Source organism: Pseudophaeobacter sp. EL27, from assembly GCF_900313025.1.
Classification (GTDB): domain Bacteria; phylum Pseudomonadota; class Alphaproteobacteria; order Rhodobacterales; family Rhodobacteraceae; genus Pseudophaeobacter.
The window spans coordinates 115,409-131,233 of record NZ_OMPQ01000013.1 but is presented as its reverse complement, the minus strand read 5'-3'; the positions used below and the strand labels follow the sequence as shown (position 1 = coordinate 131,233).

The following is a 15,825-nucleotide window of genomic DNA, read 5'->3' as shown; positions in this document are numbered from 1 at the left end:
GACAGATAGATATGATCTCGCGCCGTGATTTTTTGCAGGTATCGATGGCCGCCTCCGCTCTGGTTGGCGCTTCTGGCTTTGGCAACTGGGGTCGTCTGGCCGCGCAGCAGAGCCTGACTCAGGACCAGCTGCTGCAGTTTGACACCTTTGGCAATATCAGCCTGATCCATATCACTGATATTCACGCGCAGCTGAAACCGATCTATTTCCGCGAACCTTCGGTCAACCTGGGCGTTGGTGGCAACAAGGGGCATGTGCCGCATGTCACTGGCGCGGACTTCCGCAAGGCCTATGGCATCGCCGATGGCAGCCCCTCTGCCTATGCATTGACCCATGATGATTTCTCCTCATTAGCGCAGGGCTATGGCCGGGTCGGGGGCATGGACCGCGTTGCCACCGTGATCAATGCCATCCGTGCGGATCGCCCCGATGCGCTGCTGCTGGATGGCGGCGACACCTGGCATGGCTCCTACACCTGCCACCAGACCGCTGGTCAGGACATGGTCAATGTAATGAACGCGCTGAAACCCGATGCGATGACCTTCCACTGGGAGTTCACCCTGGGTTCTGATCGCGTCAACGAGATTGTCGAGGGCCTGCCCTTTGCTGCCCTTGGCCAGAACATCTTTGACAGCGAGTGGGATGAGCCCGCCGAACTGTTCAAACCCTACAAATTCTTTGACCGAGGTGGTGCCAAGGTGGCGGTGATCGGTCAGGCCTTCCCCTATATGCCCATCGCCAATCCTGGCTGGATGTTCCCGGAGTACTCCTTTGGTATTCGAGACGAGCACATGCAGGAAATGGTCGATGAGGTCCGCGCCGCCGGTGCCGATGTGGTTGTGGTGCTGAGTCACAATGGCTTTGACGTCGACAAGAAAATGGCCGGTGTGGTCACCGGCATTGATGTGATCCTGTCCGGCCATACCCATGACGCGCTGCCCGAGCCGGTTTTGGTGGGCAAAACCCATATCATCGCCTCGGGATCCAACGGTAAATTTGTCAGCCGCGTTGACCTGGATGTGCGCGACGGCCAGATGATGGGCATTCGCCACAAGCTGATCCCGATCTTCTCGGATGTGATTGCGCCCGACCCGGTGATCTCGAAACTGATCGACGAGCAGCGCGCGCCCTATGCGGATCAACTGTCCGAGGTGATCGGCAAGACCGACTCGCTGCTCTATCGTCGTGGCAACTTCAACGGCACCTGGGATGATCTGATCTGTGACGCGCTGCTGAGCGAGCGCGAGGCCGATATTGCCATGTCGCCGGGCGTGCGCTGGGGGCCCTCACTGAACCCAGGCGATGACATCACCCGCGAAGACATCTGGAACGTCACTTCGATGAGCTACGGCGCTGCTTATCGTTCAGAAATGACGGGTGAATTCATCAAGGTGATTCTGGAGGATGTGGCCGATAACATCTTTAACCCCGATCCCTATTACCAGCAGGGCGGCGATATGGTCCGCATTGGTGGCATGGGCTACCGGATTGATATCACCAAGCCACAGGGCGAACGCATCAGTGAAATGACCCTGCTGAAAACCGGTGAGAAAATCGACGCCAGCAAATCTTATGTGGTTTCTGGCTGGGCCAGCGTCAACGAGGGCACCGAAGGCCCAATGATCTGGGATGTGGTCGAGGACCACATTCGCAAACAGGGAACGGTTTCCGTCACCCCCAACACATCGGTCAACGTGGTCGGCGCCTAAGGCCCGCCCCGACGCCTTGCCATAGATCCTTTTGGCAAGGCGTTTGATGATCAAAATTTTTTGCGCTGATGAATTCACAATGATGAATTTGTCGATGTAAGGAGACAAGAGATGAGCGATAAAGCAGATGATTTTGCCCCCTCACGCCGCCAGTTTCTGGCCGGTGCGGCGGCAACCGGAGTAGGGGCCGCCGCCGTTGGCACGAGCCAGGCAGCACAGGCCGCAACACCGGACCCCCTGATCACCGAGGTGCAGGACTGGGCCAGCGGATTGGGTGACGGCGTTGATGCCGCGCCTTACGGTATGCCAATCCAGTTTGAACAGGACGTGGTGCGCCGCAATGTGGAATGGCTGACGGCGGATACGATTTCCTCGATCAACTTCACGCCCATTCACGCGCTCGACGGCACCATCACCCCGCAGGGCTGCGCCTTTGAGCGTCACCACTCCGGCGCCATCGAGCTGACCAAGCAGGACTACCGCCTGATGATCAATGGCCTGGTCGATACACCTTTGGTGTTCTCCTATGCCGATCTGGAGCGTTTCCCGCGCGAGAATAGGGTGTATTTCTGCGAATGTGCTGCCAACTCCGGCATGGAATGGGCGGGCGCACAGCTCAATGGCGCGCAGTTTACCCATGGCATGATCCACAATATGGAATATTCCGGTGTGTCGCTGCGCACCCTGCTGGAAGAAGCGGGCTTGGCGGCAGCGGGTGATTTCAAGGACAAATGGGTCTATGTCGAGGGCGCAGATGCTTCCTCGAACGGGCGTTCCATCCCGCTGGAAAAGGCGCTGGACGATGTGCTGGTGGCCTTTAAGGCCAATGGCGAGGCCCTGCGCAAGGAGCACGGATATCCGGTGCGACTGGTTGTGCCCGGCTGGGAAGGCAATATGTGGATCAAGTGGCTGCGCCGCATCGAGGTCATGGATGGCCCGGTGGAAAGCCGCGAGGAGACCTCAAAATATACCGACACCATGGAAGATGGCTCGGCCCGGAAATGGACCTGGGAGATGGATGCCAAATCCGTTGTCACTAGCCCCAGCCCGCAGGCGCCGATCACCCATGGCAAGGGCCCCTTGGTAATCACCGGGCTCGCCTGGTCCGGTCGCGGTGCGATCACTGGCGTCGATGTGTCGATTGATGGTGGCAAGACCTGGACCCAGGCGCGTCTGGGTGCGCCAGGCACTGACAAGGCGCTGACGCGCTTTTACCTCGATACCAATTGGGACGGCTCGGAAATGCTGCTGCAAAGCCGGGCGCGCGACAGCTCCGGCTATGTGCAGCCGACCAAGACAGAGCTGCGCGCGGTGCGCGGTCTCAATTCGATCTATCACAACAACGCCATCCAGACCTGGTGGGTCAAGGCAGATGGGGAGGCAGAAAATGTCGAAGTTTCTTGAAGTCTTGATGGGCAACAATGAGGGCGGCTCCCGGCCGCGGGCGGAAAGCGAAGCGCCCGCCCAGGGGGGCGGACGGGCGCTGCCCGGCCTTGCGGCCGGACGGGGTATGGCTTGGGCGGCCTCTTTCATCGTTGCAGCCTCTGCCGCAACTGCAGGGGAATACGGCCTTGGCCGTCCCGCTCTGCCGGAAGAGATTGCCGCCTGGGATATTGATGTCTCCCCTGATGGCACCGGTCTGCCGGTTGGATCTGGTGATGCGCTGACCGGCGAAGAAGTCTTTGCCGAGAAATGTGCCGTTTGCCACGGGGACTTTGCCGAGGGCGTCGACAATTGGCCAAAACTGGCCGGCGGGCAGGGCACGCTGGATCATGAGGATCCGTTGAAAACGGTGGGTTCCTACTGGCCCTATCTGTCCACCACCTGGGACTATGTGAACCGTTCGATGCCCTTTGGCGCGGCGCAGACGCTGGAAGCGGATGAGGTCTATGCCATCGTGGCCTATATCCTCTACTCCAACGATCTGGTGGATGATGATTTTGTGCTCTCAAACGAGACATTTGCCGATGTCGAGCTGCCCAATGCCGAAGGGTTCTTTGTGGATGACCGACTGCAAAGCGAGGCGCATTTCTGGAAGGCCGCGCCCTGCATGTCCGATTGTAAGGACAGCGTGGAAATCACCATGCGGGCGCGGGTGCTCGATGTGACGCCAGAAGAAGAGACCAGCGAAGCCGTGGTTCAAGAGGCCGCAGTCGAAGCGCCCACCGCAGAAGAGGCCGTGGTTGAAGCGGCAGCAGAACCCGTGGTCGAAGAAGTGGCGCTGGATCCGGAATTGGTCGCTAAGGGTGCGAAGGTGTTCAAGAAGTGCAAGGCCTGCCACAAGGTTGGTGAGGGCGCCAAGAACAGCACAGGCCCGATCCTGAATGGCATCTTTGGCGCAAGTGCAGGCGAGGTCGAGGGGTTTAAATACTCCAAACCGATGCTGGCCGCTGGCGAAGACGGTCTGGTCTGGAATGAAGAGGCCCTGGCGGCATTCCTGGCCAAGCCTCGCAAGTTCATGAAGGGCACCAAGATGTCCTTTGCCGGCCTGCGCAAGGAACGCGATATCGAAGCCGTTATCGCCTATCTCAGAAGCTTTGACTGAGCTTCACCTGGTTTGAGAGATGGCAAAGGGGGCGGAATTGATCCGCCCCTTTTTGTTCTGAACGCCCTGATGGTGGTTTAGTTCTTCTCTATTTCAGACCCTTTGCCTGGTTCCGGCTTTTCCTGACCCTGTTTGACCCGGTCGAGTGCATTGGGAACAAACTGCTGAAAGAAGCCGGCAATAAAACTCCAGACCAGAAGTTTGCTGAGATCCGCATTGGGCACCAAAATGCCGAGTGGTTTGGTATTGGTGTCGGTGTTGGAAAGGGGGGTAAAGCCGATGGTCTCCAGATTGGGCAAGAGTGTTCCGGTGAGCAATCCGGCATTAAAGAAGAAGTATAAAATCGCGGCGCTGATCCCACCGATGCCAATGCGCAAAAAGACATTGGCAAATCCGGTTTGCAGCATTGTTTCCTCAATCGACTTCCCCTCGATCACCGACCGATCACGATTCAACACGCTGAAACTCGCGCCCAGCAGCCCTGCCACAACGACGAGGAAAAAGCCTGAAAAAGACCAGTTCAGGACATCGGGCGTGCCTTTGTCCATGTAGCCAATGAGTAGCAGGGTGCCAAAGAACAGGAGTGCCAGGAAGGCGCCTGTAAAGAACACAAACATAGAATAGCGATCAACAATGAGCCGGATGTAATAGCGTTGCGAATACTTCCAGTGCACATCGTTGAGCACCCGTTCCAGCAGGTGACGCAGGGCCAAGATGTCAGGGCTTTCCTCAGAGTCGTTCTGACTAGGTGTCTCAACTGCGGCACCAGCCGTGGCGGCGTCTGCCTGTAGGGGCTTGGATTTTGCTGGGATGGTTTGTTTGTTTTTAGGGGGCGCTTCTTTCTCGTTGGGTTTTGGGGCTGGCTGCTCAGGCTGTGTCTCTGGAGTAGAAGCTTTTGCGGGGGGCACTGCGGGGTCAGATTGCGCGCCCTTTTTGGGGCGCGCCTGGCCTGTAAGCGCCTTTAGTTCCTCGCTAAACAGATCTGCGGCTTTGAGGTCGAGTTTTGCCAGGGCAGAAATCTGTTTGGTGATTTCTATGGTCAAAGATTCTTTGGGCCGAATATGGGCCAACATCTTTTCGGCTTGATAGGCCGCAGCCCAGGTAAAGGTCGCTGCATCGAGAATCTGCTGCGTCTTGTTGCGCAGGGCTGCCATGGTGGGAGAGATTACGGCATCATCTGCGGGCACGGATAAGAGATTGGCCTGCAGGGTGTCGCGAAACTGGTAGAGCATCTGCAGGTTGGAGTTTTTGCGTGGCGAGTTTGTGAAATAGCTAAACATTTACATCCCCGAATTAGTGGCCAAAAATTGATGAGTATCCCTGTGACCGACACCGCATCTTTGTAGTGTGGTTAGAAAGAATCGCAATCATAGGTGGTTTATATTGATCGGCGCAAGACCTAGGAGGGTGCTGACACAGGCTCTGGTTACCGGTCAAAAAACTGTGGCTCTGGCTGATGCCTGGGCTAGTCCAGCGCACCCCGAGGGGATGCCTCCCAGCCGCGGGGCCTGTGGCGGCCAACAAAATTGAATCGAAATAGCGTGACCTTAACCACTTCATCACCAATTTTAGACAGTTTGTCCCAACGCGTCATATTTCTAGACAGACCAAGAGGTAAACTATGAGTGACTGGACTTCCGGCTACGTGGCCGAAATTGATTATACTCATGACTTTTTCCATGACATGACGCCCACAGCTATGGCTCTGGCTGCAACTTCAAAGGGGCAAAAGCATGGGCTGGCACAGCCAGGTTTGACCTATTGCGAGCTGGGCTGCGGGCAGGGATTCACGGCGAACGTACTGGCGGCAGCCAATCCGCATATTGATTTTCATGCAATGGATTTTAACCCGGCACATATTGCCGGTGCCCGCGATCTGGCCGCAGAGGCAGATCTGAACAACGTCCACTTCTATGAACGTTCCTTTGCAGATTTTGAGGAAGAAGACAGCCTCCCCAAGCAGTTCGACGTGATTGCATTGCACGGGGTGATGAGCTGGGTTTCAGAGGAAAACCAGCAGCTGATCATTGATTTTATCAGCCGACGATTGAAATCTGGCGGCATGGTCTATGTCAGCTATAACTCCCTGTCTGCCTGGGCCTCGATGATGCCATTGCGGCGCATTCTGCTGGACCGCGCCGCACAGGGCGCCGGGCCTCTGGAAGAGCGGATCGGTGAAGCCTTGAATTTCGCCAAGACCCTGGAAGGGGCGGGGGCGCAGTATTTCAAATCAAACCCCATGGCCAGTGCAGGGCTGAAGAACACCGGGAAGATGTCAGCAAACTATCTTGCGCATGAAATGTTCAACGCTGACTGGACACCGTTTCATTTTGCTGATCTCGCAGGGGGGCTGTCAGAGGCCAAGTTGAACTTTCTGGGGCCGACCTGCGTGATGGACCATGTCGATGACATTTGCCTGACCGCTGAGCAAATTGCAGTGCTTGACGGTGAAAGCGATCCGGTGCGGCGTGAAAGCCTGCGGGATGTTCTGGTAAATGAGCAGTTTCGCTCGGATCTGTTTGTAAAGGGCGGTCGCCGCCATACCGAACGCGGGGCCATTGGGGCCTGGTTCGAAACCCCACTTGCACTGGTGAAACGCTTTGGCGGTGGACCTATAAAGCTGTCCTGGCGACAGGGGGAGATTGCACTGGATCAGGCGCAATACGGCCCAATTCTTCAGGCTCTTAGGTCGGGGCCAGCCACTGTGCGCAGCCTTTTGGATCAGGGCGCCTTTGGCCAGATGACCTGGGCGGAGATCTCCCGCTTGCTGACGATCCTTGTCGGCTCGGGCACTCTGTCACCCTGTCTGCCATTGGAAGGCGCAGAGGGTCGCCTGGCGGGCTGTCAGGCCTTTAATCTGGCGGTTTGCAAACGGGCTGAAGACAGCGAGACGCTGCGCTTCCTGGCCTCGCCAGTCACTGGCGGCGGGGTGGAGCTGGATCGCTTTGAGCAGTTGTTCCTTTTGGCCTATAGCGAAGGCAAGGAGGACCCCATGGAATGGGCTTCTCTGGTCTGGAGCATCCTGTCAGCGCAGGGGCAGCGTCTGAACCATGAAGGGCGCGTGCTGGAACTAGATGAAGAAAACCTTGCGGTTTTGCAGGCCCGCGCAACAGCCTTTGCAGCGCGACGTTTCCCCCTGTGCAAGATGCTGGGGCTGATCCCGGCTGGGACCGGTGACGCTGCTATGTCAGAGGTGGCAGAGACCGAGATGTCGGAAGAGGCTCTCCCGGTACCAGCAGCGTCACAGGCGAACCATGAGGCTGCCGCATAAGCGAGGTGTCTGCCTCCATCCGCGATGGCAATTGACCTGATTTGAATAGGAAAAGGCCGCAGTGGGCGCTACTGCGGCCTTTTCCATTCCTGCTAAGCGCTGTCTCTAGTTCCAACCTTTGCGGAAAAAATGCGGCGAAGCCCCAAATTTTCGTTTGAACTGGCGTGAGAAATGCGTCGAGCTGTTGAAACCGGAGGCGAGGGCGATTTCGGTAACGCTCATCGCGGTTTCATTCATCAGGGCAAAGGCATGGGCAAGACGCATGTCAAAATAGACATGCATCGGGCTTTGATCCAGATAGCGCGAGAACAGGCGCTCCAACTGGCGCCGCGAGATATCGAGCTGCTCACACAACTCTCCTATCGAGAGCGGGTCCTCGATGGCGGATTGCATCAGTTGCAAGGCATTCAACAGCCGCTGGTTGCGGCTGCCGATGGCCACCGCATAGTTGGATTTCTGCGGTGTGGCCTGTCCACCGGAGCGCACATGCAGGCACATATCGGCCACGATGATTGCCAGTTGTTTGCCATGACGTGCTTCGATCAGGTTGAGCATCAGATCGGTCGCGGCATTGCCACCGCCACAGGTCATCAAGGTTCCGCTGATCTCAAAACTATTGGCCGAGGGCGCAAGGTCAGGATAGCTCTCCTGAAAACCAGGTTGGTTTTCCCAGTGCAGCGTAAAGGCCTGATCGCGGATCAATCCGGCCTGGGCCAGGGCAAAGGCGCCGGTACAGATCCCACCTATCGAGCGACCAAAGCGGCTTTCGCGGCGCAGCCAGTTCAAGGTGGCATCCCCCGCAGTGGATTGCGGTTCAACCCCGGCGCAGACAAACCCCAGGGCATCCGCAGGCATCGGCTGCAGCGCCATGTCCGGGGTGATCATCATTCCGTTGGAGCAACGGATCGGTTCGCCGTCCTCTGTCAGAATGAACCAGCGATAGAGTTTTGAGTTGGTGACCTGATTGGCAATGCGCAGGGGTTCGATTGCTGCGGCCACTGGCAGCATCGTGGCTTTGGGCAGCAAGTGGAAGTAAAAATCCTGTGGCGCACCTGAATGCGGAACCGCCAGGGTGGCAGATGCACCTTTTTGAACAAAATTATCATCTGTCATGGCTGTGTCCTGTTGCAAAGCGCGGGGAGAATCCGCTGAGGCAAGAAGCTGGCTGTAGTGGTAAACTATCGACAGGATGCGATTTGCGACATCATGGCACGGCCGCGTCTTTGACCTTTTCTATAGTGCGTTTACTGTGCCTGCGCGGCAAATAGCCCTGAAATAACGACAGCGTTCGGATGTTTTGCGACACCTGTGTCACAGATGGCAATTCCTTGGGGGCGGAGGGGGAACAGAGCGGTAAAAACAAATGCCACCTCTTGCAGGCCCAAGAGGGCGATACTAAGACTCAGGTAATACTCTGTCTGGTATGGTACCGGACATAACACAACGCAGGCAGGTTCGCATGATTGATCCCAGAGAAACTTATATGAATACCCTCGTGCCCATGGTGGTCGAACAGACCAGCCGGGGTGAGCGGGCCTATGATATCTTTTCCCGCCTGCTGAAGGAGCGGATTATCTTCCTCAACGGTCCGGTGCATGACGGCATGTCCTCGCTGATCGTGGCACAGCTTCTGCACCTTGAGGCCGAGAATCCTTCAAAAGAAATCTCGATGTATATCAACTCCCCCGGTGGCGTTGTGACCTCTGGTCTGTCGATTTACGACACCATGCAGTACATCAAACCCAAGGTATCAACCCTGGTTATCGGCCAGGCGGCCTCGATGGGCTCTTTGCTGCTGACCGCTGGTGAAAAAGGCATGCGCTTCTCGCTGCCCAATTCCCGCGTCATGGTGCACCAGCCTTCTGGTGGCTTCCAGGGCCAGGCCACCGACATCATGATCCACGCCGAAGAGACGCTGAAACTCAAGCGTCGCTTGAACGAAATCTACGTCAAGCACACCGGCCAGGAGCTGGAAAAGGTAGAAGCGGCGCTGGAGCGCGACAACTTTATGGATCCTGAAGAGGCCAAAGCCTTTGGTCTGATTGATGAGATCGTTGAGAACCGCGCCAAGGGTGACGACGAGGAGAGCTAAGGCTCGCCTTTTAGAGACAACATGTGCCCCGGTATTAGCGGGGCACATATTTTGACATTGTGGCCGCCGATGGGCTGTCATAAGCTGACTGATAGGCGCGGCGCCCGGAGAAACCGGCCCTGCGAGCGGACTGAAAGGTAGACCATGGCGACGAATTCGAGTGGCGACAGCAAGAACACGCTTTACTGCAGCTTTTGTGGCAAAAGCCAACATGAGGTACGTAAACTGATTGCGGGCCCCACCGTGTTCATCTGTGACGAATGCGTTGAGCTTTGCATGGATATTATCCGTGAAGAAACCAAGGCCAGCGGCCTGAAGGCAACCGATGGTGTGCCCAGCCCCAAAGATATCTGCGAAGTTCTGGATGACTATGTGATTGGTCAGGCCATGGCGAAGAAGGTTCTGTCTGTGGCGGTGCACAACCACTACAAGCGTCTGAACCATGCGCAGAAGGCCGGTAATGACATCGAACTGGCAAAATCCAATATCCTGCTGATTGGTCCCACTGGCTGTGGTAAGACCCTGCTGGCCCAGACCCTGGCGCGGATCCTGGACGTGCCCTTTACCATGGCCGATGCCACCACATTGACCGAGGCTGGTTATGTGGGCGAGGATGTCGAGAACATCATCCTGAAACTGCTTCAGGCCTCGGAATACAATGTCGAGCGCGCGCAGCGTGGCATCGTCTATATTGACGAAGTCGACAAGATCACCCGTAAATCGGAAAACCCCTCGATTACCCGTGACGTTTCGGGCGAGGGCGTGCAGCAGGCGCTGCTGAAACTGATGGAAGGCACGGTTGCTTCGGTCCCGCCTCAGGGCGGTCGCAAGCATCCGCAGCAGGAATTCCTGCAGGTGGATACCACCAACATCCTGTTCATCTGTGGTGGCGCCTTTGCCGGTCTGGATCGCATCATCGCACAGCGCGGCAAGGGCTCTGCTATGGGCTTTGGGGCTGATGTGCGCAACAATGATGACCGCGGTGTTGGGGAGATCTTCCAGGAGCTGGAGCCTGAAGATCTGCTGAAATTTGGTCTGATCCCGGAATTTGTTGGCCGTCTGCCGGTTCTGGCAACGCTGGAAGATCTGGACGAAGATGCCCTGGTGACCATTCTCACCAAGCCCAAGAACGCGCTGGTGAAACAGTATCAGCGCCTGTTTGAGCTGGAAGAGACCGAGTTGGACTTTACCGATGAGGCGCTGAGCGCGATTGCCAAGCGGGCGATTGAGCGGAAAACCGGTGCCCGTGGTCTGCGTTCCATCCTTGAGGATCTGCTCTTGGAAACCATGTTTGAGCTGCCGGGAATGGAAAGCGTAACCAAAGTGGTGGTCAATGAGGAGGCGGTGACCTCTGATGCACAGCCCCTGATGATCCACACAGATGCGGAAAAAGAGCCTGCTTCGGCGAGTTAAGTCTCTGAGTTAAAGGTTTAAAAGTACCTTTTGGGAGTGGCCGATGTCTTGCGACATCGGCCATTTTTTGTTTATCAGAAGAGGAGGGGGGCTTTGCCCCCTCGGGCCCGCTGGGCCCTCACCCCCAGGATATTTGGGGCCAAATGAAAAGGATCACTAATGGCCAGGATCACGCGTATTTCGTCGGGCGGCGAGTTTGAAAAGAAAGTTGGCTATTGCCGTGCCGTGGTCGCGGGCGGTTTTGTGCATGTGGCCGGTACCGTGGGGCAGGGCGAGGATGTGGTCAGCCAGTGCCGCTCGGCTCTGGAGATCATTGGTAAGGCGCTGCAAGAGGGTGGGAGTGGTTTTGCAGAAGTGGTGCGGGTGACCTATTACCTGCCGGATCGCCATGAGTTTGAGGCCTGCTGGCCGATGCTGGCAGAGGTCTTTGGTGCCAACCCACCTGCGGCGACCATGATTGAGACCGGGTTGATCGATCCCAAGTATCGTATCGAGATTGAAGTGACCGCTTTGGCGCCTAAAACCACCTGATTTAGTCGACTACCAGATTGTCCTTTTGATGTTTTGGGGCTAGAAAGGCGGCAGGCTGATATGGCCTGCCGCGCGCAGTCGTTTCTGACAGGGTGAACATATCAATCTTTCCAAGCACTTCGTCTTTCCATGCAGGGAGATCTTGAGGTAACGCGCGCGCTGACAGCTGGTTCTCCCGTTGCAAAAGGACAGGCGCAATGCGCAATTTTACCGATGCCAAGGCCATGGCAAAAACTCTGCGGAGCTCTTTGGCAGAGCAGGGGCTGAAGCTTTCTCATTCACAGGTGCTGGAACTGGTGGCGCGACAATTTGATCTGCCGGACTGGAATGTGCTGGCGGCTCAGATCACGGCAAGATCCTCTGGGTCTTCACCGGATCCGGCCATTCCGATCAGCCCGGCGATCCCGATCATCCGTAGCTTTGATAGCGACAAGGCGCAGGCCTTTTACATCGACTACCTGGGCTTTCGCGTTGATTGGGAGCACCGGCATGCGGCTCATCTACCACTTTATCAGCAGATCTCACGCTCCAGCTGCTTGCTGCATGTGAGCGAGCATCACGGAGATGCCACCCCCGGTGGGCGGTGTTTCATTCCGATGCAACAAGTGAAAGCTTTCCATGCCGAGCTGCAGGCCAAGGATTACCCCAGTCTGAACCCGGGTATTGAAACCGTGCCCTGGGGGCTGCAGATCACGCTGACCGATCCCTTTGGCAACCGGTTGACCTTTTGTGAACAGCTGACCGAGGCTACTGAAACTTAAGGCTCTCCGGTTAGTCTTGCCAAAACCTGCCAAGGCCAGTGGATGCCGCTGCAAGCCACTGGACCTTGGCAGGAATTTACGTCATACGGATAGGGAAATCTTCGGAGGCATTCATGGGAATCCTGAACACTCTTTTGCGCGCTGTGACCTGGTGGAATGGTCAGACGCTGAATACTCAGATCTTCACCGCCCGCAAAGGGATCAAGGTGGGAGAGGATGATCAGGGCAATGTGTTTTACCACAACGCCGATGACAGCCGTCGTTGGGTGATCTTTAACGGCGAAGTCGAAGCCTCGCGCATTAGTGCGGATTGGCATGGCTGGCTGCACCGCACCTTTGATGAGCTGCCCAGCAAAAAGCCGCTGGTCCACAAGGAGTGGGAAAAGCCGCATCAGGAAAACCTGACGGGCACGCTGAAGGCCTATGCGCCTGCAGGCTCGATCCGCAGCGGGGGCAGCCCGGCGCCGCGGAGCGACTATGAGGCCTGGGTGCCGGAATAGGCCTCTCCCCAGGGCCGATCGTATATATATTAATGGACCCAAGAGCGAGATGGCTCTTTGGTCCTTTCCCTTTTTAGACCCATTGATCTAGGCAGAGACGCGATGTCGCAAAACACAACAGAAGTTCTGACAGGCGGGCTGGTTTTGGCTGCGGCCATTGGGTTCGCGGTCTATGCAGGCCAGGTCGCGGGGCTGTCCACAGGCAGCAGCGGTTATGAGCTCACGGCCTCTTTCCGCTCGCTCGAAGGGGTTGGTGTGGGCACGGATGTCCGCCTGGCTGGGGTGAAGATCGGCACTGTCACCGGGGTCGAGCTGAACGCAGAGACCTTCCGGGCGGATACCAGTTTCTCGGTTCTGGAGGGGATCGAGGTGCCGGATGACAGCTCGGTGATCATTTCCTCGGAAGGGTTGCTGGGCGGCAATTTTGTCGAGGTGATGCCAGGTGGTTCCCCCTTCAACTTTGAACCCGGCGATGAAGTGCTAGACACGCAGGGCGCGGTCAGCCTGATTTCGCTGCTGGTGAAATTTGTCTCGGGCAGCGGGGGCGACTCGTGATTTCTGTCGCTGGCATGTCTGGCCTGTTTCGCGGGCTCTCCCTTGGTTTGGCGACCGCGCTTACCCTGGGGGCGCCGGTTGCAGCGCAGGAACCGGCGGAGCGCGGTGTTTCGGCTGTTTTGCGGGGCTTGGATAAGGTCAACGGCCACAATACCGATGTCGAAGTCCAGATCGGTGGCAGCGCCGAGATTTATGGTCTGATCGTCACCTTGACCGAATGCCGCTATCCGGCAGCCAACCCGACCGGCGATGCCTATGCCTATCTCACCATTCGGGATCCGCTGAACGGCGAAGTGTTTTTTGACGGCTGGATGATTGCCTCTAGCCCGGCGCTTTCGGCGCTGGATCACGCCCGTTACGATGTCTGGGTCATTCGCTGCAACAGCAGTGCAGGCGAAGGCAACTGAGGCGCGTCAAAATCCGCCTCAACCTCCAGCGCTGCGTGCAACCGCGCCTTATAGGCCGCGCGGCTGATCTCTACCGCCCCTAGGGAGGCAAGATGTGGGGTCAGGAACTGAGTATCGCAGAGGTGAAACCCGGCTTGGCGCAGCCGATCCATCAGATAGGCCAGAGCAATTTTGGACGTATCGCGCTGGCGCGAAAACATGCTCTCGCCAAAAAAGCCGCCCCCCAGAGAGACGCCATAAACGCCCCCCACCAGCCGATCCTGATCCCAGACCTCTAGCGAATGGGCATGTCCCATAGCGTGCAGATCGAGGTAACGGTCAAAAATCTCACCATTGATCCAGGTCTCTTCGCGGTCGGCGCAGGCTTGAACCACTTCGGCAAAGGCGCGGTTTACCGAAATCACATAGGCGCTTCGGCGAATGGTTTTGGCCAGGGAGCGGGAGATATGGAACTGATCAATCGGAAAGATGCCGCGCTGTTTGGGGTCGACCCAAAAGATCTCATCATCTTCGCGGTGCTCGGCCATCGGAAAAACACCGATGGAATAGGCATGCAGCAAAAGATCCGGAGTGAGGGTCATCAATTTGCCTGAACAACGAGGGAGGGAAAGGCGGCATGAAAGGCGTGTGATCAATGTAAAAAGGGGCGCTCTGTTGCAGAGCGCCCCAGTTCTATCGGGGATCAGCCCCCGAGGTTTTCTTCCAGCCAGCGCTCCAGCCAGTGTATCCCATAGTCGCCGGACTGTACGTCAGGCTCGGCCAACAGGGCATGGAACAGCGGTACAGTGGTATCGATGCCGTCGACGATCAGCTCGCCCAGGGCGCGGCTGAGACGCGCCAGTGCCTCGGGGCGATCGCGGCCATGTACGATCAGCTTGCCAATGAGGCTGTCGTAATAGGGCGGGATCGAATAGCCATCATACAGTGCAGAATCCATCCGCACGCCCAGCCCACCAGGGGCGTGGTAGGCGGTGATCTTGCCGGGGCAGGGGGCAAAGTTCGGCAGCTTTTCAGCGTTGATCCGCACCTCGATCGAGTGTCCGTTGATCTGCAGATCGTCCTGAGTGAAGGACAGCGGCAGGCCAGCGGCGACGCGGATTTGTTCACGGACCAGATCGACACCAAAAATCGCTTCGGTCACCGGATGTTCCACCTGAAGGCGGGTGTTCATCTCGATGAAATAGAACTCGCCATCCTCATAGAGGAATTCAACGGTACCGGCGCCGGAATAGGACATGGCGCCAACGGCATCGGCACAGATCTTGCCGATCCGGGCGCGCTCTTCGGGGGTGATGCAGGGGCCGGGGGCCTCTTCAAACACCTTCTGGTGGCGGCGCTGCAGCGAGCAGTCGCGTTCCGCCAGATGCACGCCATTGCCCTTGCCATCGCCAAAGACCTGCACTTCGATGTGACGCGGCTTCTGGAGGTATTTCTCCATATAGACTTCGTCATTGCCAAAGGCGGCTTTTGCTTCCGAGCGGGCGGTGGAGAAAGCCACGTCAATATCAGCAGCCGAGGTGGCCACCTTCATACCGCGCCCACCACCACCGGCGGTGGCTTTGATGATCACAGGGTATCCCATGTCGGCAGCAGCTTTGCGGGCGCTTTCCACATCGGGAACGCCGCCCTCAGAGCCGGGCACAACCGGGATACCCAGTTTCTGCGCGGTGTCCTTGGCGGTGATCTTGTCGCCCATGGTGCGGATATCTTGCGCCGAGGGGCCGATAAAGGTCAGCCCGTGGTCTTCGATGATCTGCACAAAGTTGGCGTTCTCGGACAAAAAGCCATAGCCGGGATGCACCGCTTGGGCACCGGTGATTTCACAGGCCGAGATAATGGCCGGGATCGACAGGTAGCTTTGCGCGCCCGAAGGGGGGCCAATGCAAACGGATTCATCGGCCATACGCACATGCATTGCATCGGCATCTGCGGTGGAATGCACCGCAACCGATTTGATGCCCATCTCGCGGCAGGCCCGGATCACGCGCAGCGCGATCTCTCCGCGGTTGGCAATCAGGATCTTGTCAAACATGGGCTGCCC

General features: G+C 57.3%; 15 protein-coding genes. 11 read left to right on the top strand and 4 right to left on the bottom strand.

The window, feature by feature from the left end; genetic code table 11:
• Positions 1-11: 11 nt before the first annotated feature.
• The 3 genes from soxB to ED661_RS15760 all read left to right on the top strand — a co-directional run bounded on the left by soxB (position 12) and on the right by ED661_RS15760 (position 4,254).
• Positions 12-1,709 carry a thiosulfohydrolase SoxB gene (gene soxB, locus ED661_RS15770; RefSeq protein WP_122074890.1) on the top strand — a complete coding sequence of 566 codons (1,698 nt, stop codon included), beginning with the start codon at positions 12-14 and terminating at the stop codon, positions 1,707-1,709.
• A gap of 111 nt (positions 1,710-1,820) precedes the next feature.
• Positions 1,821-3,113: a sulfite dehydrogenase gene (gene soxC, locus ED661_RS15765; RefSeq protein ID WP_122074888.1), complete on the top strand. Its 1,293-nt coding sequence runs from the start codon at positions 1,821-1,823 to the stop codon at positions 3,111-3,113.
• 106 nt (positions 3,114-3,219) lie between these two features.
• Positions 3,220-4,254, top strand: a complete 1,035-nt coding sequence (locus ED661_RS15760) for a c-type cytochrome (protein ID WP_122075456.1) — start codon at positions 3,220-3,222, stop codon at positions 4,252-4,254.
• A gap of 77 nt (positions 4,255-4,331) precedes the next feature.
• Here the strand turns inward: ED661_RS15760 and ED661_RS15755 are convergent, their stop codons facing one another.
• Complete coding sequence (locus ED661_RS15755) at positions 4,332-5,534, bottom strand: hypothetical protein (RefSeq protein WP_122074886.1); 1,203 nt, start codon at positions 5,532-5,534, stop codon at positions 4,332-4,334.
• A 341-nt stretch (positions 5,535-5,875) separates the two neighbouring features.
• Between ED661_RS15755 and ED661_RS15750 the strand changes: the two genes are divergently transcribed.
• Positions 5,876-7,525: a class I SAM-dependent methyltransferase gene (locus ED661_RS15750; RefSeq protein ID WP_122074884.1), complete on the top strand. Its 1,650-nt coding sequence runs from the start codon at positions 5,876-5,878 to the stop codon at positions 7,523-7,525.
• Between the two features lie 105 nt (positions 7,526-7,630).
• Here the strand turns inward: ED661_RS15750 and ED661_RS15745 are convergent, their stop codons facing one another.
• A complete protein-coding gene (locus ED661_RS15745; protein WP_122074882.1) occupies positions 7,631-8,638 on the bottom strand; it encodes a GlxA family transcriptional regulator in 1,008 nt (335 codons plus the stop codon).
• A gap of 346 nt (positions 8,639-8,984) precedes the next feature.
• On the opposite strand from ED661_RS15745, the gene ED661_RS15740 reads away from it, so the two are divergent.
• The 7 genes from ED661_RS15740 (at position 8,985) to ED661_RS15710 (ending at position 13,784) form a co-directional block, all read left to right on the top strand.
• On the top strand, positions 8,985-9,617 hold the full coding sequence (locus tag ED661_RS15740; protein WP_122074880.1) for an ATP-dependent Clp protease proteolytic subunit: 633 nt from the start codon (positions 8,985-8,987) through the stop codon (positions 9,615-9,617).
• A 144-nt stretch (positions 9,618-9,761) separates the two neighbouring features.
• A complete protein-coding gene (gene clpX / locus ED661_RS15735; protein WP_009808661.1) occupies positions 9,762-11,030 on the top strand; it encodes an ATP-dependent Clp protease ATP-binding subunit ClpX in 1,269 nt (422 codons plus the stop codon).
• Positions 11,031-11,189: 159 nt separating this feature from the next.
• Positions 11,190-11,561: a RidA family protein gene (locus ED661_RS15730; RefSeq protein WP_122074879.1), complete on the top strand. Its 372-nt coding sequence runs from the start codon at positions 11,190-11,192 to the stop codon at positions 11,559-11,561.
• A 197-nt stretch (positions 11,562-11,758) separates the two neighbouring features.
• The gene (locus ED661_RS15725; protein WP_122074878.1) at positions 11,759-12,322 is read left to right on the top strand and encodes a VOC family protein; all 564 of its coding nucleotides are present in this window, start codon (positions 11,759-11,761) and stop codon (positions 12,320-12,322) included.
• A gap of 113 nt (positions 12,323-12,435) precedes the next feature.
• Positions 12,436-12,822: an NADH:ubiquinone oxidoreductase subunit NDUFA12 gene (locus ED661_RS15720; RefSeq protein WP_122074877.1), complete on the top strand. Its 387-nt coding sequence runs from the start codon at positions 12,436-12,438 to the stop codon at positions 12,820-12,822.
• 102 nt (positions 12,823-12,924) lie between these two features.
• Positions 12,925-13,377 carry an outer membrane lipid asymmetry maintenance protein MlaD gene (mlaD, locus tag ED661_RS15715; RefSeq protein ID WP_122074876.1) on the top strand — a complete coding sequence of 151 codons (453 nt, stop codon included), beginning with the start codon at positions 12,925-12,927 and terminating at the stop codon, positions 13,375-13,377.
• Between the two features lie 14 nt (positions 13,378-13,391).
• Positions 13,392-13,784 carry a DUF2155 domain-containing protein gene (locus tag ED661_RS15710; RefSeq protein WP_122075454.1) on the top strand — a complete coding sequence of 131 codons (393 nt, stop codon included), beginning with the start codon at positions 13,392-13,394 and terminating at the stop codon, positions 13,782-13,784.
• Here ED661_RS15710 and aat read toward each other — a convergent pair.
• Positions 13,733-14,365, bottom strand: coding sequence for a leucyl/phenylalanyl-tRNA--protein transferase (gene aat / locus ED661_RS15705; RefSeq protein ID WP_122074875.1), 633 nt, complete (start codon positions 14,363-14,365; stop codon positions 13,733-13,735). The two genes, ED661_RS15710 and aat, sit on opposite strands and share 52 nt — an antisense overlap.
• 101 nt (positions 14,366-14,466) lie before the next feature.
• Complete coding sequence (gene accC / locus ED661_RS15700; RefSeq protein WP_122074874.1) at positions 14,467-15,816, bottom strand: acetyl-CoA carboxylase biotin carboxylase subunit; 1,350 nt, start codon at positions 15,814-15,816, stop codon at positions 14,467-14,469.
• Positions 15,817-15,825: the final 9 nt, after the last annotated feature.